The organism is Centipeda artemidis DSM 19719, from assembly GCF_000426665.1.
In the GTDB taxonomy this organism is placed as follows: Bacteria; Bacillota; Negativicutes; order Selenomonadales; family Selenomonadaceae; genus Centipeda; species Centipeda artemidis.
Window position 1 is genome coordinate 25,496 of sequence record NZ_AUFU01000008.1, and the last position, 18,634, is coordinate 44,129.

18 protein-coding genes are annotated in these 18,634 nt (G+C 57.8%); 3 read left to right on the forward strand and 15 right to left on the reverse strand.

Annotated features, from left to right (window positions below; all coding sequences use genetic code 11):
• Window positions 1-25: 25 nt before the first annotated feature.
• Genes K341_RS0105950 through mnmA form a run of 9 tightly spaced genes read right to left on the reverse strand, consistent with a single transcriptional unit; the run spans window position 26 to window position 8,664 of the window.
• Window positions 26-979 (reverse strand): alcohol dehydrogenase catalytic domain-containing protein, encoded by a 954-nt coding sequence (locus K341_RS0105950; RefSeq protein ID WP_026762172.1) that lies wholly within the window; start codon window positions 977-979, stop codon window positions 26-28.
• Window positions 980-1,017: 38 nt separating this feature from the next.
• Window positions 1,018-1,899 (reverse strand): agmatinase, encoded by an 882-nt coding sequence (gene speB / locus K341_RS0105955; protein WP_026762173.1) that lies wholly within the window; start codon window positions 1,897-1,899, stop codon window positions 1,018-1,020.
• Window positions 1,886-2,740 carry a polyamine aminopropyltransferase gene (gene speE, locus K341_RS0105960; protein WP_026762174.1) on the reverse strand — a complete coding sequence of 285 codons (855 nt, stop codon included), beginning with the start codon at window positions 2,738-2,740 and terminating at the stop codon, window positions 1,886-1,888. The genes speB and speE overlap by 14 nt, the downstream gene beginning before the upstream one ends.
• 3 nt (window positions 2,741-2,743) lie before the next feature.
• Window positions 2,744-4,198, reverse strand: a complete 1,455-nt coding sequence (locus K341_RS0105965) for an aminotransferase class I/II-fold pyridoxal phosphate-dependent enzyme (RefSeq protein ID WP_026762175.1) — start codon at window positions 4,196-4,198, stop codon at window positions 2,744-2,746.
• On the reverse strand, window positions 4,198-5,139 hold the full coding sequence (locus tag K341_RS0105970) for an ABC transporter substrate-binding protein (protein WP_026762176.1): 942 nt from the start codon (window positions 5,137-5,139) through the stop codon (window positions 4,198-4,200). The genes K341_RS0105965 and K341_RS0105970 overlap by 1 nt, the downstream gene beginning before the upstream one ends.
• 19 nt (window positions 5,140-5,158) lie before the next feature.
• Window positions 5,159-5,557, reverse strand: coding sequence for a DUF3783 domain-containing protein (locus tag K341_RS0105975; RefSeq protein WP_009658507.1), 399 nt, complete (start codon window positions 5,555-5,557; stop codon window positions 5,159-5,161).
• A 12-nt stretch (window positions 5,558-5,569) separates the two neighbouring features.
• Window positions 5,570-6,487, reverse strand: a complete 918-nt coding sequence (locus K341_RS0105980; RefSeq protein ID WP_009348861.1) for an NYN domain-containing protein — start codon at window positions 6,485-6,487, stop codon at window positions 5,570-5,572.
• 9 nt (window positions 6,488-6,496) lie between these two features.
• On the reverse strand, window positions 6,497-7,546 hold the full coding sequence (locus K341_RS0105985) for a hypothetical protein (protein WP_026762177.1): 1,050 nt from the start codon (window positions 7,544-7,546) through the stop codon (window positions 6,497-6,499).
• Window positions 7,547-7,578: 32 nt separating this feature from the next.
• Window positions 7,579-8,664: a tRNA 2-thiouridine(34) synthase MnmA gene (gene mnmA / locus K341_RS0105990; RefSeq protein ID WP_009348863.1), complete on the reverse strand. Its 1,086-nt coding sequence runs from the start codon at window positions 8,662-8,664 to the stop codon at window positions 7,579-7,581.
• A gap of 218 nt (window positions 8,665-8,882) precedes the next feature.
• On the opposite strand from mnmA, the gene speD reads away from it, so the two are divergent.
• Window positions 8,883-9,341 (forward strand): S-adenosylmethionine decarboxylase, encoded by a 459-nt coding sequence (gene speD / locus K341_RS0105995; protein WP_009658518.1) that lies wholly within the window; start codon window positions 8,883-8,885, stop codon window positions 9,339-9,341.
• 104 nt (window positions 9,342-9,445) lie between these two features.
• Here the strand turns inward: speD and perR are convergent, their stop codons facing one another.
• Window positions 9,446-9,898, reverse strand: coding sequence for a transcriptional regulator PerR (perR, locus tag K341_RS0106000; RefSeq protein ID WP_009348866.1), 453 nt, complete (start codon window positions 9,896-9,898; stop codon window positions 9,446-9,448).
• 188 nt (window positions 9,899-10,086) lie between these two features.
• Between perR and K341_RS0106005 the strand changes: the two genes are divergently transcribed.
• Window positions 10,087-12,288, forward strand: a complete 2,202-nt coding sequence (locus K341_RS0106005) for a Tex family protein (RefSeq protein ID WP_026762179.1) — start codon at window positions 10,087-10,089, stop codon at window positions 12,286-12,288.
• Window positions 12,285-14,072, forward strand: coding sequence for a nicotinate-nucleotide--dimethylbenzimidazole phosphoribosyltransferase (locus tag K341_RS0106010; protein WP_026762180.1), 1,788 nt, complete (start codon window positions 12,285-12,287; stop codon window positions 14,070-14,072). Before K341_RS0106005 ends, K341_RS0106010 begins: the two co-directional genes overlap by 4 nt.
• Before the next feature lie 73 nt (window positions 14,073-14,145).
• Here the strand turns inward: K341_RS0106010 and K341_RS0106015 are convergent, their stop codons facing one another.
• The 5 genes from K341_RS0106015 to K341_RS0106035 are packed head-to-tail and all read right to left on the reverse strand — an operon-like array spanning window position 14,146 to window position 18,460.
• Entirely contained in the window at window positions 14,146-15,054 is a 909-nt protein-coding gene (locus tag K341_RS0106015; protein ID WP_026762181.1) for a hypothetical protein, read from the reverse strand.
• A gap of 19 nt (window positions 15,055-15,073) precedes the next feature.
• The gene (locus tag K341_RS0106020) at window positions 15,074-16,018 is read right to left on the reverse strand and encodes a nitronate monooxygenase (RefSeq protein ID WP_009348871.1); all 945 of its coding nucleotides are present in this window, start codon (window positions 16,016-16,018) and stop codon (window positions 15,074-15,076) included.
• Between the two features lie 20 nt (window positions 16,019-16,038).
• Window positions 16,039-16,515, reverse strand: coding sequence for a 2-C-methyl-D-erythritol 2,4-cyclodiphosphate synthase (gene ispF / locus K341_RS0106025; protein WP_009752950.1), 477 nt, complete (start codon window positions 16,513-16,515; stop codon window positions 16,039-16,041).
• Complete coding sequence (gene ispD, locus K341_RS0106030) at window positions 16,512-17,282, reverse strand: 2-C-methyl-D-erythritol 4-phosphate cytidylyltransferase (RefSeq protein WP_009348873.1); 771 nt, start codon at window positions 17,280-17,282, stop codon at window positions 16,512-16,514. Before ispD ends, ispF begins: the two co-directional genes overlap by 4 nt.
• 23 nt (window positions 17,283-17,305) lie before the next feature.
• The gene (locus K341_RS0106035; RefSeq protein WP_026762182.1) at window positions 17,306-18,460 is read right to left on the reverse strand and encodes a PIN/TRAM domain-containing protein; all 1,155 of its coding nucleotides are present in this window, start codon (window positions 18,458-18,460) and stop codon (window positions 17,306-17,308) included.
• Between the last annotated feature and the right edge of the window lie 174 nt (window positions 18,461-18,634).

Sequence of the window (18,634 nt, forward strand, 5' to 3'; positions counted from 1 at the left end):
CAAAACATACGCAAGGGCAGAACATTCAAATGACGATGACAACCTTTCCGAATCCAGTTCTGCTTTCCAAATAACGATGTGCATCAATGATTTCCGAAAGTGAAAATATTTTTTCGGGGCGAATACGGACGCGATACCGGTCGATATAATCAATCAGATCATTGAGGCGTCCCTCACGCACATTGCCCGAATAGAACGAGGTTAGATAGCTGTCCTCTGCCAAATCGATAATGGGGTCGAACTGTTCCAAGTACCATTTCCCGCCGAGCTGACCCGTACTGCACAGAATGCCGAATCGGCAGAAGTGTTTCATGCTGTCCTTTATCACTGCGGGATCGATGAGTTCCAAAATCCGGTCATAGGATCGCTCCGTCTCAAGGCGTCCGTCCCGATCTATCACAATATCGATATAGCCCTCGGCAAGAAGTGATGACCGCATATCCGCACGCCGCGTTGTCCCGTCGATACGCATATCCGGATATTTCCCTCGCAAAAGGCGCAGCGCCGCCACACCAACGCCGCTTGCACCGCCATGAACGAGGACGCTGTGCTCCGCCGAAATGCGAAGGTTCTCCAGTGAACAAAATGCCGTATAGTACGTCTCCGGAATCGCCGCCAGTTCTGCCCACGGCAGGTCAGTGTCCACCGGATAAATCTGTGCATTCGGAATCAGGACGTACTCCGCATAACTTCCGTCAAATGCCCGCCCCATCTCTCCCATAATGGAAACGACGCGCCGCCCGACGGGAAGTCGCTCCGGCTCCGTCGTCTCCTCGACCGTGCCGACGCACTCGATACCAAGGATGCGCGGGATTTTTACCGAAGGAGACAGTCCCTGCCGCGTGAATATTTCCGAATGATTGATGCCGAATCCGCGCACCTTGACGAGAGACCGTCCCTCTTTGATTGTGGGACGTGGAACATCCGTATAAACGAGCTGCTGCGCCCCGCCCGCCTCATAAACGACAACCGCCTTCATAGCGAATGTACCTCTCTTTTCACCGGTACTTAAATATATCATACGATCTGCGGGCGAATAAAATCCTCCTCGAACGCGAGCAGCATCTCACGCAGGAGCTTCAGCGCCGTCGCCGTAGATGCGCCGCTTGCATCGAGCGGCGGGGACAGCTCCACCATATCGCAGGCGACAATCCGACATCCGTGAATGACGGAGAGCGCCGCCTTCATCAGCTCGATAAAGGTCACGCCGCCCGCCTCGGGTGTTCCCGTCCCGGGGAATACCGACGGATCGAGCACGTCGAGGTCAATCGTGAGGTATACGGGACGCCCTTTCACCGCAGCGACGGCATCGGAAAGCCCCGCAAAGGTAAAGGGACGCAGGTTCGTGTGTCCCGCGCGCGCCCACTCCCATTCGGCACGCTCGCCGCTGCGAATGCCGAACTGATGGATGCGCCCGTCCCCCAAAATATCCCAGACGCGCCGGATAACAGTCGCATGTGACAGACGGTTGCCGAGATATTCGTCGCGCAGATCGGTATGCGCGTCAAAATGAATCACGGCGAGGTCGGAATATTTTTCGGCAGCCGCCTCAATCGCAGGCAGGCTCACAAGATGTTCCCCTCCGATGAGAAACGGGAGCTTCCCGTCCCTCAGGACTTCCGTGGCAAAATCTCGAATCATCCCGAGCGCACACGCCGTATCCCCGAAGGGCAGCTCCAAATCGCCGCCGTCAAACACGCGCGCATCCTCAAGGTCAAGATCCTGATACGGACTGTACGTCTCCAGTCCATAGGATTCAGCGCGCATTGTCCGCGATGCAAAGCGCGTGCCGGGACGGTACGAGGTCGTCGAGTCGAACGGCGCGCCAAAGAGGACAATGTGCCCCTCTTCATATGCGGCGTCACATCCTAGGAACGTCTCTATATTACGATTCCACATCTTCGAGCATCTCCTCCACATAGTTGGGCAGCGCAAAGGAAGCCGCGTGCAGCTGCGTGTTATAATAGCGCGTCTTGATGCCGAGGGCTCTCCAGCGTGCAAAATCCGCATCCTCAACGGGATGATATTTCTTTGACGCAAAGCCGAAGAGCCAATGCCCCGACGGGTAGGTCGGTATATGTGCCTGGTATACGCGGCTGATCGAAAACGACGTTACAATGCGCCGGTGCATACGCTGCATTGCATAGGCATCCTGCTCGTAAAAAGGGCTTTCATGCTGATTGACCATGATGCCGTCGTCTTTCAGCGCCTTGAAGCAGTTGCCGTAAAATTCCTTTGTAAAAAGCCCTTCTCCTGGGCCGAAGGGATCCGTCGAGTCCACAATAATGAGATCGTAGGCGCTCACGGGCTTGCGTACAAATCGCAGACCGTCCTCATAGTGGAGACTGACGCGCGGATCGTCAAGCCCCGCCGCGGTAAACGGCAAATATTTTTTACAGATGTCAACAACCTGCTCGTCGATCTCCACGAGATCGATATGACGGACAGAGGAATAGCGGAGCAATTCACGCACCGTCCCGCCGTCACCGCCCCCGATGACGAGGATATTTTCCGCATCGGGACGCACGCACATGGGCACATGCGCAATCATCTCATGATAGATAAACTCGTCCTTTTCGGTCAGCATCATATAGCCGTCGAGCGTCAAAAAACGCCCGAACTCGGGTGATTCAAACACATCGATGCGCTGGAACTCGCTCTGTCCGCTGTAGAGCTGGCGATCCACACGAATCGAGAGCCGCACGTCCGGCGTATGCTGTTCGGTATACCAAAATTCCATCGTTCACCTCTCCGTCATGACGTTGAGACACCGTATGCTCATATCCTCCGGGCCTGTTATCTGACAGCCCTTTTTCTTTGCATAGCGGATATAGGTCAGAATCTCCTCCGTGATCTGCTCGCCCGGCGCGAGGATCGGGATGCCCGGCGGATAGCACATGACGAACTCCGTGCAGATGCGCCCTGCCGTCTCCTCGATGGGCAGGGATTCTTTCTCGGCATAGAACGCGTCCTGCGGGCCGCATACGACAACGGGATCCATGTACTCCATGCGCAGCGTCTTTGCAGGATCTTTGCGGTAGTTGCGCCGAATCTCGGCAAGCGCCGCGACAAGCCGCTCAATATCCTTCGGACGGTCGCCGACGGACACATAGGCGAGCAGGTTTGCAATATCGCCGAACTCCGTTTGAATATCGTAGTCGTCACGCAGTATATCATAGACCTCGATGCCCGCAAGACCGGTTGGGCGCGTAAAAATGGATAGCTTCGTCGTGTCAAAATCAAATACCGCGCCGCCGTCCACGAGTTCTCGCCCATAGGCGTAGTAATCGCCGATAGCATTGATTTCATCCCGCGCATAGGCAACGAGATCGATGATCTTATCGATCACCTCGCGCCCGCGCAGCGCGAGGTTTCTGCGGCTGATGTCAAGACTTGCGAGCAACAAATAGGACGCGCTCGTCGTCTGCGTGATGTTGATGATCTGATGCACATAGCCGAGCGGCATCCGATCGGAGCAGAGCAGGATCGAGCTCTGTGTCAGCGAGCCGCCTGATTTATGCATACTGATTGCCGCCATATCCGCGCCCGCATCCATCGCCGCCACGGGCAGGCGATCGCTGAAATAGAGATGTGTGCCGTGCGCCTCATCCGCAAGCACCTTCATCCCGTGCGCGTGCGCCAGCTCCGTAATCGCGCGCAGATCGGAGCAGATACCGTAGTAGGTCGGATTGTTGACAAAGACCGCCTTTGCATCAGGATGGCGTGCAATCGCCGCCGCAACATCCTCTAGGCACATCCCGAGCGCAATGCCGAGGGTATCGTCAATGCCCGGGTTGACATAGATGGGGATCGCGCCGCACAGAATAAGTGCATTGATCGCGCTGCGATGGACGTTGCGCGGCATGATAATCTTATCCCCGCGCCCGACCGCAGACAGCACCATCGCCTGAACGGAGCCCGTTGTGCCGCTGACCATAAAAAATGCGTGCGCAGCGCGAAACGCCTCTGCCGCAAGGGTCTCCGCATCCTTGATCACCGAGACGGGATGACAGAGGTTGTCCAGCATCTTCATGGAGTTCACATCGACATCCAGACAGGCTGCGCCGAGGAATGCCGAGAGCTCCGGATTCCCCCTGCCGCGCTTATGCCCCGGCACGTCAAACGGAACCAAGCGCGCGCGCTTCATACGCTCAAGAGCCTCTTGGATGGGCGCGTTTTCCTGTGAGAGATACGGCATTATTTCCCCTCCGAAAGGAGATCGACAACGAGGTCGTTATAGCTATAGTCTCTGGCGAGGTCTTTCCCTTTCACCCAACCGGCCGCCTCTTCGACGTCTTTTTCCGTCGGAAGCCCTGCCGAACGATAGGGATTGAGCTTTAACGCATCGCGCGCGGGAGCGGGAAAGCCGCTCTTTTCCATCACGAGGTCGATATACTCTTCGCGTGGCGTGTTGTTCAGATACTCCACCGCTTTATCATAAGCGCGGTACATCGCCCGGATAGAGGACTTTTTCCCCTGAATCGATTGGTCTGTAAAGATCATAACGCCCGGATTGATGCCGAGATCGCCCGATCCCGTGATATAGCGCCCGCCCGACGCCACGGCAACGCTCGCCATCGGTTCCGGCAGCAGCGCCGCGTCAAGATTGCCGCTTTGCAGCATCTCAAGACGCACGGGAATCTGCGGGATCACGACCTTTGAGACATCTTGTTCACTCATCTTATGCGACGCAAGAATTTCATCCGTCACATACTCAATGATGGTATTGCGCGAGATTGCAATCTCCTTGCCGCACATACCGTCAACTGATGAAATATCCGTATGACCACCCGCGATAAGGTTGTAGCTGCCGTCTGTGTAGGACGTCGCGTGTACGGCAAAGCCGCCGGAACGCGCAAAGATGACGGCGAGCAGATCGGAGACCGCACCGTCGAGATTACCGCTCTGGAGCGCCGCATCACGCTCCATCGCACTCTTAAAGGGCATGAGTTCAACCTCAATGCCCTCTTCCTTGAAGTATCCTTGCTGTTCCGCAATAATGAACGGGATTGAATCCGTATCCGGCATGAGTCCAACGGTGAGCTTTGGCAAAGTCTCCGCCTGTTGCTCCTTTTCCGCAGCGCAGCCGAGTGTCAAAAACAGCCCCAAAGCGGCGATCACCGCAAGAATCTTCTTCATTTCATCCCGTCCTTTACCACTAGTCCCGCGATTCATCCTTCAGCGCTGCGCCGTGTTCGTGCGACATATGCTCGCACAAATAGCGCAGCGTCCACAGCGTATTGTACGGCGTAATCGAGGATTTATAGGAAATGCGCGGCACCCCCGCCTCCGCAAGTGCGGTGAGTACCTTTGTCAATCGCTTTCCACGGATATGCTCAAGCAGCATCACCTCATGGGGGAAATCAAAATGCGCCTCGTCCGCCGGTAGTGCCGGACGATAGCCCTTGAGCCCCAGCAGATAGCCGACCTTCTCGCGCCACGCATCGGGAGGAAGAATCTGCACGCGAATCCCGAGCGCCCGCAGCGCCGTCTGTGCCGCAGGCAAATGCTCCGGCGGGAATTGATACAGGAGGACACGCTCCTCTTTCTTCGCCATCTCAATGCTCCGTTATTTTACAGAAAGACCGCGCATCAGGAGGTATGTGACGAGCTCGTCAAGAGAAACCTCCTCCTCGATCATTTTCTGTTCGAGCGAGGTGCGCAGCGTCTTCGGCAACCGAACTGTAAGGAATCCGTTTACCGCGGACGCCTGTGCCGCCGGTTCGGGCGCCGTACTCACAAGCATTGCCGGAGACTGCATAGAGGGGTGAGCCGCGGCTTTCTTCTTCGTTTTGGCTGCCGATTTTTGCATCTCTTTTGCGGCTTCTTTCACAGGTTTTACTTCCACTGCAGGCGGCTCCGGCTTCTTCTTTCCGGTATTCGCAGGAGCCGGCTGTTTCTTTGTTTCCTGCTTTACAGCGGCTTTATCCACAGCGGGCTTCTGCCCGGTCTTGCTCCCCTTTTCATCCGATTTCTTCTTTGCCATTGTATCCGCCTCCGTCGCTTTTTCTTCTGTATTCTTCTTCGTCGTACGCCCCTTAATCTTTCGTTCCGGCGGATAGACGAAGAACTCATTATACGCATTTCGCAGGTCTTCGCTCGCCTGCTTCGTCCCGACACCGATGATGTAGGATGGATCCTGCGCATTCAGCGACTCCGCAATCCGCACGAAGTCCGAATCCGTTGTGATGATAAAGTATTTTCGCACGCCCTCTTGATAGAGAATCTGCGCAGAATCATAGAGCGCCGAATCCAGCGAATTTTTACCGAAAAATGTCCGGCTGATCTGCCGAAAGGTGAAGTCCGGATACTGCATGAGGCGATCCCATCGCTTTTGCTCCGGATGCGCCTCCCAATCGGAGACGACGATCATGCGGCAGGGCTGATAACGCTGCGCTTTGTCTATCGTATATTGAAGCATTTCGATGGGTGCATTCTCTATATCGTAAAGGATCGCAACCGTATCGTTACTCGAATCAAGCGTCATAGATCTCCCTCACTCCATTTTGTCTCCGGACGATCGCTTCGCACGCTGCACGAGGAAGGACTCCTCGACCTCCAGCACCTCCGCCTGACGCAGGCTGCTCTCTGCGCTGCGGATCGTCGCCGCATTCTTATCCGTCATCCATGCCGCATAGCCCTCCGCATATGCGATGTGCAGATCGCATATCTTCAGACGGAGCTGCTGGAGACTCTGCATACTACGGGGTACGGACACCGCAGAAAGCTCTTCCTTCCGCTGCTTCCAGTCGACGAGAATATCCTGCTCCATGATCCTGCGTGCCATATCCCGTGTCGCTTGATTGCCGAGCGTTCCAACGGCAAGCGAACTGTAAAGTCTGAGCTGCGCCAAGCGTACACTCTGATCATGTCGAGCAATGATCGCTCCGGTTGCAGTAAGATAGTCCTCCACGTGCGCGCGACGTGCCTTCCCTAAGAACACCGCGTATTCATACAGATTCGTAATACCCGTTACCTGCCAGTCGCCCTCGTCCGAGGGGGCAAGCGCGACTTGAAAGGTGAAATCTGCATCCGCCTCGCCCTGATGGGCAAGGATCTCCGCGACAGCCGTCCTATTTTCCTCATTGACGTTCAGCGCAGTAATCTCACGGAAACTCAGATCGCGCAGCCCGATACGCGATAGTATATTCTCAGACTCCGCACCGTCGGCAGTCTGATCTACCGCAGGAAACTCCCCGGTCGTCAGTCGCGCCTCTATGGCATCATACAACATCTTGGTAAAGGCCGGTTTGAGCATTTTAGTGAAATCATCCAGTCCCGCAGGCGTTTCTTGCCCCTGTCCGAAATCCACCGCAATCGTACCTGCCATGAAATCATCATAGCCCCGGTCAAGAACCTCATCCAAACGCACATAGCGCAGGAAGCGATTTTCATCATGCCGGTCAAGCGCCTGCACGATTGCTCCCATGGCATATTCCGGCGTCTTGGTATGAATGCGAAAATACCAAAAGAGCCCCGCAAATAATACCGCAACACCAAGCAGTACGAAGCAGGAAATCTTGATCTTTACACTGCGGCTCATCATTTGAATCCCCTCTCTCCCCATGGATGAATGTATCACGCAAGCACAGCATCAATGACGCCGCCCCCCAGCACAACGTCTCCCTCGTAGAACACAATGGACTGCCCCGGCGTCACCGCACGCTGCGGTTCTGTAAAGCGAACTCGTAGTCTGTTCCCGTCAAGAGGCATTATCCGTGCCTCTGCCTCACGCTTCCCGTATCGAATCTTCGCGTGTGCCATACGCACCTCGTCAAGCGACTCCCACATCGTCCAACTCAGATCCGATGCCGTAAGTTCCCGCGCAAAAACCTCCTCCGCCGTCCCCACGACAACATGATTGTGCACGGCATCAAGCGCCGTCACATAGAGCGGCTGAGGAGCCGCGATGCCTAAGCCCCGTCGTTGACCGATCGTATAAAATGAAATCCCGTCGTGATGCCCCAGCACATTCCCCGCACGGTCGACAATATCCCCGGGCACGGATCGCCCCGGGCGCTTTTCCTTCATATAGGACTTATAATCGTCACGCGGAACAAAGCAGATTTCTTGACTCTCCGGCTTATGCGCAACGGGCAGACGGTATTCCTCCGCCATGCGGCGCGTCGTCCCCTTGTCAAAGTCGCCAAGCGGCAGAAGCACATGCGCTAACGTCTCCTGATTGAGATGATAGAGCACATAGGACTGATCCTTATCTACATCTTTCCCCTTGCGCAGACGATACATCCCTCCGTCAAAATCAATACGTGCATAATGTCCCGTCGCAACATGGGACGCGCCCAGCTCCGCCGACTTATGCAGCAGCCCTTCAAATTTAATATACCGATTGCACGCAATACACGGATTTGGTGTGCGTCCGAGCAGATACTCATCCAAAAAATAGTCGATCACCGACGTTTGGAACGGCATCGTAAAGTCCATCACATAATGCCGAATCCCCAGAACATCCGCCACGCGTCGCGCATCATCCACACTGCTGAGCGAACAGCAGCTGCGGTCGTTTTCCGGATCCACATCGCGGTTCTCATTGGAAAGACGCATCGTAACCCCGACGACATCATAGCCCTGTGCAAGGAGCAGCGCCGCCGCAAGAGAACTATCCACACCGCCGCTCATCGCGACGACAACACGCTCTTTCCCCATTATCCGCTCCACTGATATGATATCCTCCTAATTTTTCGTTTAGTATATCATTCGCCATGGGAAAATACAAGATATGGTATTTGTTTCGAAAGGATCTACGAAGATGTCGCTTCATAGATACGACGACATTAGGACAATTCAGCTAGATTCCTTGACGGACATGTCACTTTCATCTATAATGAGAACAGATGATGTGCTGGGTAAGGAGACTGAGGCGAATGACCATTCAATCAAGATTATTGACGGTAGACTTTTATAATTGTAAAGGAGACAAATGCGGCAATGAGGCATTACTCCGCGAAAAAGTCTCGGAAGCACTCGCACAGATGAATCTCGTCCCACTCCAAATGATCAGCGATGTGCAGATGGGCGGACATATATCGCTCATGGCACTCCTGCCGGACGGTCACATCGCGCTCCATGTACACCCGGATCTGCGCCATGTCTCTCTCGACATCTACCTTTGTGCGGAGAACGCTGCACTCGAGCCAATTGCAAACAGTATGCGCCGGGCGTTCCAGCCCGACAAAACAAAGAGCACTCATCTGCGTCGCGGGGACTTCCGCGCGCCTTCAGAAATCCGTCCCAAAACCACGACGCGCGTCGCCCCATTTCGCAGGATTAAGAGTACTGGCGCTAAGGTCATCCGCATCCTCGCGCGGCGTACGCGCAGATAAGTAAGATACGAACAAAGCACTCGCAGTCGGGTGCTTTTCTTTTGGTGTTTTCTACCCGCAAAAGAAAACCTGCCGAACACGGCAGGCATCATGCGGATATATATTCAGTTCTGATTGATTTTTTTCTTCTGGCACTCGGGACAATACCCAAAGAAATACATCTGCTGCGCGACGACGCGATAACCCGTCACTGACGCAACGTTCTTGTCGAGTGCAGGCAACGATGTGATGGGCACGTCCGCGACCTTGTCGCAGGCAATGCAGCGCACATGTGGATGTGGTGAGATGTCTGCATCGTAACGGAATGCCTCCTCACCTACGTTCAGCTCACGTACAATGCCGATCTCGCAGAACGCATCGAGCGACTTATAGACCGTTGCAAGACTCATTGTCGGGTAATTCGGGCGCAGCTCCTTGTAGAGCGTCTCCGCGGTTGGATGCTCTTTGGTCGCTGCGAGCGCCGCATAGACGGCGAGGCGCTGCGGTGTCACTTTCTTTTTATTTTGACGGAGAATGTCCGTGACTTCACTCATGGTCAGCATCGAATCTGCATGCATAATCGTTCCTACTTTTCAATCATACCAAAACTAAAATCATTATTACTTATGTATTATAATACTCTATCCTAAAATTCCTGTCAATAGTCCTATGTCATATTCGTCCTATAAAATGAGTGTTCCTTTTGTTTGCCGCAAAAATCATGCTATAATGTAGGACATTGACGAATGAAGAAAGGTTTGATTTCATGCGTATTTCCGACATTCCTGCCGTCATCGCAAAAGAGCTTTCCGTCCGTCCGCAGCAAATCGATGCGGTCATCACGCTCCTAGACGACGGGAACACGATCCCCTTCATTGCCCGCTACCGCAAGGAAGCAACAGGATCACTCGATGATGAAACGCTGCGCAGTGTCGAGACACGGCTGAGCTATCTGCGCGGTCTCGTCAAACGACAGGAGGAAGTCCTCGCGCGCATCGAGGAGCAGGGCAAACTCACGGACGAGCTGCGCGCCGCCGTTGAAGCGGCGGAAAAACTGCAAACGCTGGAGGATCTCTATCGCCCCTACAAGCAAAAGAAGCGTACGCGGGCGTCGGTCGCACGGGCGCGCGGACTGGAACCGCTCGCAGACGCCATGCTCGTGCAGAAGGAAACAACCGGGACGCCCGAGGAGTACGCCGCCGCCTTTGTAAATCCCGCGCAGGAGGTACGGGCGCCGGCAGACGCACTCGCGGGTGCGCGCGATATTCTCGCCGAGACCATCATGGACGACGCATCGCTGCGCTCGCAGATGCGTGAATATTTTTGGAAAAATGCCGTCCTTGAGACGGCGCTGGACGCGGCGTCGGAGGACGCGCAGACATTCCAAATGTACGACAAGTACAGCGAACCCGTGCGCACGCTGCCGTCGCACCGCATCCTCGCCATCAACCGCGGTGAGAAGAAAAGCTGTCTCACCGTACGCGTCAATATCGAACACGAGAAAAATATCGAAACGATTGCTCGCCGTATCCTCCGGCAGCCTTCTATCTTTACCGCGGAGCTGCGCGCCGCCGTCGAGGACGGGTATAAACGCCTGCTCCTCCCCGCGCTGGAGCGCGAGCTGCGCGCGCGTCTCACCGAAGAGGCGGAGGAAAAGGCAATCAAAATCTTTGGTCAAAACCTGAAACAATTGCTCCTCCAACCGCCGCTCGCAGGACATGTCGTCATGGGGCTCGATCCCGGCTACCGCACGGGCTGCAAGGTCGCCGTCGTCGACGCGACAGGGCATGTCCGCGCAAGCGGCGTCGTGCAGGTCACGCAGAGCGATGCCGCCCGCCGCGCCGCCGCACAGCAGCTTCTCAGTCTCATCAAGGAGCACGGCGTCACGCTCATCTCCATCGGCAACGGCACGGCTTCCTACGAGACGGAGCAGTTCACCGCAGCCCTCATCCGCGACAACAACCTCGCGAACGTCCACTACCTCATCACGAACGAAGCGGGCGCATCCGTCTACTCCGCATCGGCGCTCGCAAAAGAGGAGCTGCCGGACTACGACGTGACGATTCGCGGCGCCGTCTCCATCGCGCGCCGCGTGCAGGATCCCTTGGCGGAGCTGGTCAAAATCGATCCGCAGGCGATCGGCGTCGGTCAGTATCAGCACGACGTCAGTCAAAAGGAACTCAAAGAGACGCTCGACGCCACCGTCGAGGATGCCGTCAACCACGTCGGCGTCGATCTCAACACGGCGTCCCCCGCCCTGCTCGGGCGCATCGCGGGCATCAATGCCGCCATCGCAAAGAACATCGTCGCATACCGCAACGAGCACGGCAAATTCACGAACCGCAGCACCCTGCACAAGGTCTCTCGTCTCGGCGACGCGGCGTTTACCCAGTGTGCAGGCTTTCTGCGCATCCGCGCGGGCGAAACGCCGCTCGACGATACGTCCGTACACCCCGAGTCCTATAACCTCGCGCGCGCCCTGCTCAGGGAGCTGTGCGCCGCGGAAGGCGATCTCACCGACCGTGCCGCACTCCCTGCCCTCGCGCTCAAAATTGCGCAAACGGACGCCGCTGCCCTTGCAAAGAAGCTCGGCGCAGGCGTTCCGACGGTCACGGACATCCTCAAGGCGCTCGCCCGTCCGGGACGCGACCCGCGCGAAGATCTGCCCGCACCGCTCACACGGCAAAACATCGTGAAGCTCTCCGACCTCGCCGTCGGCACCATCCTGCGCGGAACCGTACGCAACATCACGGATTTCGGCGCATTCATCGACATCGGACTGAAACAGGCGGGGCTGCTCCACATCTCCGAAATGAGCGGACGCCGCGTGCGGCATCCGCTTGACGTCCTTTCGGTCGGCGACGTGCTCGACGTCATGATCATCAGCATTGACGAAACGCGCGGACGCATCGGACTTTCGCTCAAACAACTGCAAATGCAACGTGAAAAGGAAAAGAAACGCGCATGACACTCTTAGAACGTACCGTTCGGGACATCAAGGTTCCCGATCCGACGATTTCCGAAGGGATCAAAGAATCCCTCCTCACCCATCACCGCATCGATTTTGGACGTCTCACGGACGCCCTCGTCCGCTATATCCGCATCACGGGCGAGCGGCATCCCGCACCGCCGCAGACGAGTGTCGTCATCTCCTGCGCCGATCACGGCGTTGCCGCGGAGAGCGTCAGCGCCTATCCGCCCGAGACGACGCTCAACATGATGTGCAACTACCTCGTCGCACACGGCGGCGCCGCGAACGCGGTGGCGAATTATGCAAATGCAAATCTCATCGTCGCCGATCTGGGCGTCAATGCCGATACCGCTCATATCCCGGGTCTCGTGCACCGCAGCATCGCGCGCGGCACGCAGAACATGACACAGGGCGCAGCAATGACGCGTGCGCAGGCAATCAAAGCCGTCGAGGCGGGCATAGAGCTTGCGGGCATCTGCGCCGACCGCGGCGATCGCTGCATCCTCCCGGGCGAAATGGGCATCTCCAACACAACCTCGAGCGCCGCTATCGTCGCCGCGATTCTAGGGCTCTCTCCCGAGGAGGTCACGGGACGCGGCGCGAACATCTCGGACGCGCGTCTTGCGCATAAGATCGAGATCGTCCGTCGTGCGCTCGCGGTCAATACGCCCGATCCTGCGGACGGGCTCGACGTCCTCAGGAAAGTCGGCGGATTTGAACTCGGATGCATTGCGGGCATCATCCTCGGCGCCGCCGCCCGCCGTATGCTCGTCATCCTTGACGGTGCAAACACGACCTCCGCCGCACTCGTCGCCCACGTACTTTGCCCCGACTGCGCATATTACCTGCTCGCCTCGCACGGCTCGCTGACCGAGCTGTCTCAGCCGCACGCGCTGCGCCGGCTCGGACTCACGCCCATGCTGCGGCTCGACATCCGCCTGAGCGAGGCGGCGGGATCGTCCATCGCACTTGACCATCTCCGACAAATGCTGTGCGTGTGGGATGCGCTCGACGGCAAAACCGCAGGTGCGGACGGCATTCACCCCGCCGTGCTCGAATCGGACGCGAACGCCGACGAGAGCGACAATATACGGCTCAAAATTCTCTCGCCGGACGGGGCGGCAATAGACGCCTGTCAATATCGTTTGGACAACCTCGCAAAGCCCATTCACAGCCTCGGCTATCTCGAACGGATCGCTGTCGTTCTCGCAGGTGCAATGAGAACCCCGCAGCCACCCGTCGATACAAAGGCTGTGCTCATCCTCGCCGTCCGCGACACCGCGCTGCCTGCGCCGCAGAGTACCGCGCTTGTGGCGATGTGCTCATATGCCGGCATCCCCATATATGTCCTGCCGCTCCCGGATGAAATAACGGAGAGCGCACTCATCCGTCTGCATCGGAGCATCGAGCGCATTGCCAAAGATGCCCCCATCCTCTTGATCGGCATGGAAGAGGACGGTTCCCCCGACCTGCGCATCGCATCGACGATCATGACAGCCGCCGCCAACGCGCGCAGTCTCATCATCCCCGCCGACGAGCCGACCGAAGACCGCGCCTGCCGGGTCTGCGAACCGTATCGCACCGTCGCCCCCTATATCCTCCATATCTTTTCCGATATGATCAAACTTGATGCCAATCCTCCCATCGGCACCGCGGGATCGCTCGCGTTCGGCATCATACGCGCCGCCCTGCACATACTGAACGATATGAAAACCTTCACCGAAGCGAATGTCGCCGTCGCCATCGACGGCGCGGGCGCGGGCAGACAGGTACGTGATTAATAAAATAGAAAAGGCTATTGTATAAACACATGATTTTGCATCTGTACAATAGCCTTTTTGAATGGTGAAACTGTTATACTTCCACTTCAAGCTGTCCGCGGCGAAAGACTTTGCCGATGGTGCCGAATTGGAAGGTGGCGGTTTCTTTGACGGTGAATCTGCCGTAGACGGTGCCGGGGCGGTAATTGGAGTTGAACGCTTCGCGCATTCCACCCGCGATGTGCATCTCCTCGCCGTAGACGAGGAAGGGATTCGGCACGACGGCGAAGAGGTTGTTGCCGAGCGGCATTCCCCAGTAGTCGGCGTCGCGCGGCAGCGTGACCGCGACGAAGCGCGGCTCGAGCTCGGGACGGCTGAGACGAAGCTGCATGTTCGTGCACTTCATGCCCTGCACTTCATATTGTTTGATGAAGTCGTCCTGTGCTTTTTTCTTTTGGAACATAGTTCCCTGCACGTCGTAGAGTGCGTTGTAGCCGGCGATGTAGTCCGCCGTGCGCTCTGCGGGTGTTTTTTCACGCAGTTCGCGCGGCGGTGTCTGCGGGAGCGCGGCGGCATCAGCGGTCTTTTTCCGTACGGCTTCGTTCTGCTTTGCGCGGTCGCTCTGCACGGGTTCTTTCCCGCCCGTAGCGCGGGCATAGCTGCCGGCGGCGCGCGCCATGGCGTTCGTTAGGCTGTCCTGCACGCTCTCCGCGGTCTTTTCGGGCGGCGGCTCCGCGCCGTAGGCACGGGCGAGGTCGCGCTTTAGTTCCTCATCGAGGAGGTCGCTGACGGAGGAAAGGACGCCCGTGTCGGCATCTTTGGAGACAGGGGGCGCGAACGCCGGTTTTTGCGCGGTAAATTTAGCGCAGACTTCTCCGCTCTCGAGCGATTCGATCCGCCGGATGAGCTCGTCCATGCGGCTTTGCTGACGCAGTACCAGTTTTTCGAGCAGGATCACGCGCCGCGCGAGTTCCTGCATCGGTGTGAGTTCGTCCGTCCCCATGCTCCGCCCCTATATGCCGTTAGAGTTCGATCTTCTGCGCGTTTGCGAGGGTTTCCTTTGCCTCGCGGACGATGCGCTCGATAATGGTCTGCACCGGCTCGATCTCGCGCAGGAGGGTAAGCGTCTCGCCCGCCTGTACCATGCCGTTGACGACGTCGCCGTCGACGGCGGCAAGCTTGTTCGTGCCGGTGGCGCGGTCGAGCAGTTCCTGTTTCGTCGCTTTGCCGGAGAATTCGAGCGCGACGAAGTCCTCGGAGAATTTATTCTTCACGCCGCGCACAGAGCCACCGATGGTGCTCCCGGTGACGATGGTGTCGGTGTCGACGGATGCGATCAGTTTTTCCTTGACGTTCGGATGCACGACGCACTCCTCGGCGATGAGGAAGCGCGTGCCCATCTGCACACCCGCCGCGCCCATGAGGAGGGCTGCCGCGAGTCCGCGTCCGTCGCCGAAGCCGCCCGCCATGACGACGGGGAGCGAAACCTCGGGGATGACCTGCTCCATGAGCGGCATGGTCGAGAGGACGCCGATGTGTCCGCCCGCCTCCATGCCCTCGACGACGATGGCGTCGGCGCCCTTCTCCTCGACACGCTTTGCGAGCTTGACGCTCGGGACGACAGGGATGACCTTCACGCCCGCGGCGTGGAATTTTTCAAAATACGGGACGGGGTTGCCTGCGCCGAGTGTGACGAATGCGGGTTTTTCCTCGCAGATGACGTCGACGATCTCGTCCTTGTTCGGCGCCATGAGCATGACGTTGACGCCGAACGGGCGATCCGTGAGACTGCGGCAGCGGCGAATCTCATCGCGCGTGTACTCGGTGGTACGTCCGCCCGTCGAGATGATGCCTGCGCCGCCCGCGTTCGAGACGGCAGAGGCGAGATTTGCCTCTGAGATCCATGCCATGCCGCCCTGCAAAATGGGAACCTCGATGCCGAGCAGTTCCTTTAACCGATTTGCCATATGTATACCTCCATATTTCCTTATACACGCTCAACGCCTGCGATGGCGTAAGCGGACATCCCTTCTCCTGCGCCCGTAAAGCCGAGCCGTTCCTCCGTGGTCGCCTTGACGTTGACGTCCTCGACAGCGATGCCGAGACGCTGTGCGATATTGCCGCGCATCTCGTCGATGTACGGGCGCAGCTTCGGCGCCTGTGCGACGACGGTGGCGTCGACGTTGCCGATGGCAAAGCCCGCGCCGCGCACGATCCGCGCGACCTCTGCGAGCAATACGCCGCTGTCGGCACCCGCATAGCGCGCGTCCGTGTCGGGGAAATGCAGCCCGATGTCGCCGAGCGCCGCTGCGCCGAGGAGTGCGTCGGAGACGGCGTGCAGCAGCACGTCGGCATCCGAATGACCGAGCAGTCCCTTATTGTGCGGGATGTCAACCCCGCCGATGACGAGACGCCGCCCCTCAACGAGTTGATGTACATCGTAGCCGATGCCGAATCGTGTCATTCTTCCTCCCCTTTCCGACAGCGGACGACGCCGCCGAGCAGCCGTTTTGCCTCGTGGACAGCCGTTTTCATCAGCTCGCCCGCGCCCATGTCGTTACGCAGGATCGCCTCGGCGACCACCATGTCCTCGGGCGTTGTGACCTTGATGTTGCTGTACTCCCCTCTGACGATGCGCACGGGAACGCCGAGACGCTCGACGAGGCTCGCGTCGTCCGTGCCGAGGAAGCCGTCCTCGTCCGCCTTGCGGTTCGCCTCCATCAGGATGTCCTTGCGGAATCCCTGTGGTGTCTGCACCTGCCAAAGGGAGCTGCGCGGCGGCGTCGCGGCGACGGTGCCGTCCTCCGCGGCGATCTTGATCGTGTTCTTCTCGGGGACGGCGATGATCGCCGCGCCCTCGGCGCGCACGACGCGGATCAGCTCTTCGATGGTATCGCGGCGGATGAGCGGACGCGCGGCGTCGTGTACGAGCACGATGTCCGCCTCCTCCGAGACGAGCGCAAGCCCGTTGCGGATGGAGTACTGCCGCTCCGTGCCGCCCTCGACGACGCGCCACGGGGCAAGCCCCTTGACACGCCCGAGGAGGCTCGTCACCGGCTCGACCTCATCCGCGCCGACAGCGACGATGAGCTCGCCGACGTCCGGCACTTTGGAAAACGTGAGCAGTGTGCGCAGCAGCATCGGCTTGCCAGCGAGCGTTAAAAAGACTTTGTTCAGCCCCACCTGCATCCGATGCGCCTGCCCTGCCGCAGGAAAAACCACACTAACCATGTCTCTTCCTTCCCGCGCTAGCGTCAGCGCGTCACCTTGGCGAAGATCATGCGTCCCGCCGCTGTCTGGAGCGCAGACGTGACCTCGACCGAGACGATTTCGTTCATGCAGCGGAATCCGCCGTCCACAACGATCATCGTGCCGTCGTCGAGATATGCGAGCCCCTGCCCGTGCTCTTTGCCCGGGCGTACAATCTGAACGGTCATCACATCTCCCGGTATGGCGACCGGCTTTACGGCGTTGGACAGCGCGTTGATGTTGAGCACGGGGACGCCGCGGAGCTGTGCGACCTTGTTGAGGTTAAAGTCGTTCGTGATGATCTTGCCGCCGACTTCCTGCGCGAGCTGGAGGAGTTTTGAATCCACCTCGGCGATGTCCTCAAAGTCAACCTCGGTGATCTCCACCTTCATACGAGATTCCTTACGAATTTTTTGCAGGATGTCGAGTCCGCGGCGTCCGCGGACGCGTTTCAGCGAGTCCGCCGAGTCCGCGATGTGCTGGAGCTCTTCGAGGACAAAGACGGGGATGAGGAGCGTGCCCTCAAGAAAGCCCGTCTCGCAGATGTCCGCGATGCGTCCGTCGATGATGACGCTCGTATCGAGCACCTTGTACCCGCGCTCCGTGCCGCCCTCCCGCTGCGGCATCTGTGCGGGCGCGGGCGTGCGTGCCTCGCGGCTGCGCGCCATCTCGCGCAGAAACCGTGGGAAGAAATCAAAAACCTCCGCGATCTCCGGACGTTTTTTCACCATGATGTGAACGCCGAGATAGCCGAGCACGATGCTGAACACGATGGGGATGTAATCGCCGACGATAGGGATCGTAGAAAACGAGTCGCCCAAAAGACGGGCAATGATGAGTCCGATGATCAGCCCTATCGCCCCGGCAATCACGTCGCGGATCGGCATCTTGCCAAGCTGCCCCTCGACCCAGACGGAAAACCGCCGGAGACGGGTCGTGAAGAACGGGGCGAGCGGATAGCCGACGATGCCGCCGAGCACGGTGCCGACGAGGATGCAGACGAGCCCCGCGAGCGAGAGCCCGAACACCCCGAGCTCCATCCGCCACAGCGGCGCCGACAGGTAGTCGTTTGCCGTCGGAACAAGCAGCTCAAAGAGCGTCCCGCCGATGATTGCCGTGATGAGAACGATGAAAAACCGCAATACGCGTTCGAGTAACAAAAATTCACCTCCTTTCCTCCAATAGAAATGAACAATTGACGTTCTCAGTATAATAAAAAAGTTGCATGTTGTCAAAAGACACATTTACAACAAAAAAGGAAAATTGTATCAAGTTATTCATTTTCTATTGACATCTCTGTCTTAGTCTCTATAATGATAATCGTATTCATGATA

What these genes read in the sequence shown, in the direction of transcription:
- speB (WP_026762173.1), bottom strand. Translation starts at nt 1,899, where the DNA reads ATGTGGAATCGTAATATAGAGACGTTCCTAGGATGTGACGCCGCATAT.
- K341_RS0105975 (WP_009658507.1), bottom strand. Translation starts at nt 5,557, where the DNA reads ATGGCGAAGAAAGAGGAGCGTGTCCTCCTGTATCAATTCCCGCCGGAG.
- K341_RS0106010 (WP_026762180.1), top strand. Translation starts at nt 12,285, where the DNA reads ATGACACTCTTAGAACGTACCGTTCGGGACATCAAGGTTCCCGATCCG.
- K341_RS0105970 (WP_026762176.1), bottom strand. Translation starts at nt 5,139, where the DNA reads ATGAAGAAGATTCTTGCGGTGATCGCCGCTTTGGGGCTGTTTTTGACA.
- perR (WP_009348866.1), bottom strand. Translation starts at nt 9,898, where the DNA reads ATGCATGCAGATTCGATGCTGACCATGAGTGAAGTCACGGACATTCTC.
- mnmA (WP_009348863.1), bottom strand. Translation starts at nt 8,664, where the DNA reads ATGGGGAAAGAGCGTGTTGTCGTCGCGATGAGCGGCGGTGTGGATAGT.
- ispF (WP_009752950.1), bottom strand. Translation starts at nt 16,515, where the DNA reads ATGACACGATTCGGCATCGGCTACGATGTACATCAACTCGTTGAGGGG.
- K341_RS0105985 (WP_026762177.1), bottom strand. Translation starts at nt 7,546, where the DNA reads ATGATGAGCCGCAGTGTAAAGATCAAGATTTCCTGCTTCGTACTGCTT.
- speD (WP_009658518.1), top strand. Translation starts at nt 8,883, where the DNA reads ATGACCATTCAATCAAGATTATTGACGGTAGACTTTTATAATTGTAAA.
- speE (WP_026762174.1), bottom strand. Translation starts at nt 2,740, where the DNA reads ATGGAATTTTGGTATACCGAACAGCATACGCCGGACGTGCGGCTCTCG.
- K341_RS0106015 (WP_026762181.1), bottom strand. Translation starts at nt 15,054, where the DNA reads ATGGGGACGGACGAACTCACACCGATGCAGGAACTCGCGCGGCGCGTG.
- ispD (WP_009348873.1), bottom strand. Translation starts at nt 17,282, where the DNA reads ATGGTTAGTGTGGTTTTTCCTGCGGCAGGGCAGGCGCATCGGATGCAG.
- K341_RS0105950 (WP_026762172.1), bottom strand. Translation starts at nt 979, where the DNA reads ATGAAGGCGGTTGTCGTTTATGAGGCGGGCGGGGCGCAGCAGCTCGTT.
- K341_RS0106020 (WP_009348871.1), bottom strand. Translation starts at nt 16,018, where the DNA reads ATGGCAAATCGGTTAAAGGAACTGCTCGGCATCGAGGTTCCCATTTTG.
- K341_RS0105965 (WP_026762175.1), bottom strand. Translation starts at nt 4,198, where the DNA reads ATGCCGTATCTCTCACAGGAAAACGCGCCCATCCAAGAGGCTCTTGAG.
- K341_RS0105980 (WP_009348861.1), bottom strand. Translation starts at nt 6,487, where the DNA reads ATGACGCTTGATTCGAGTAACGATACGGTTGCGATCCTTTACGATATA.
- K341_RS0106005 (WP_026762179.1), top strand. Translation starts at nt 10,087, where the DNA reads ATGCGTATTTCCGACATTCCTGCCGTCATCGCAAAAGAGCTTTCCGTC.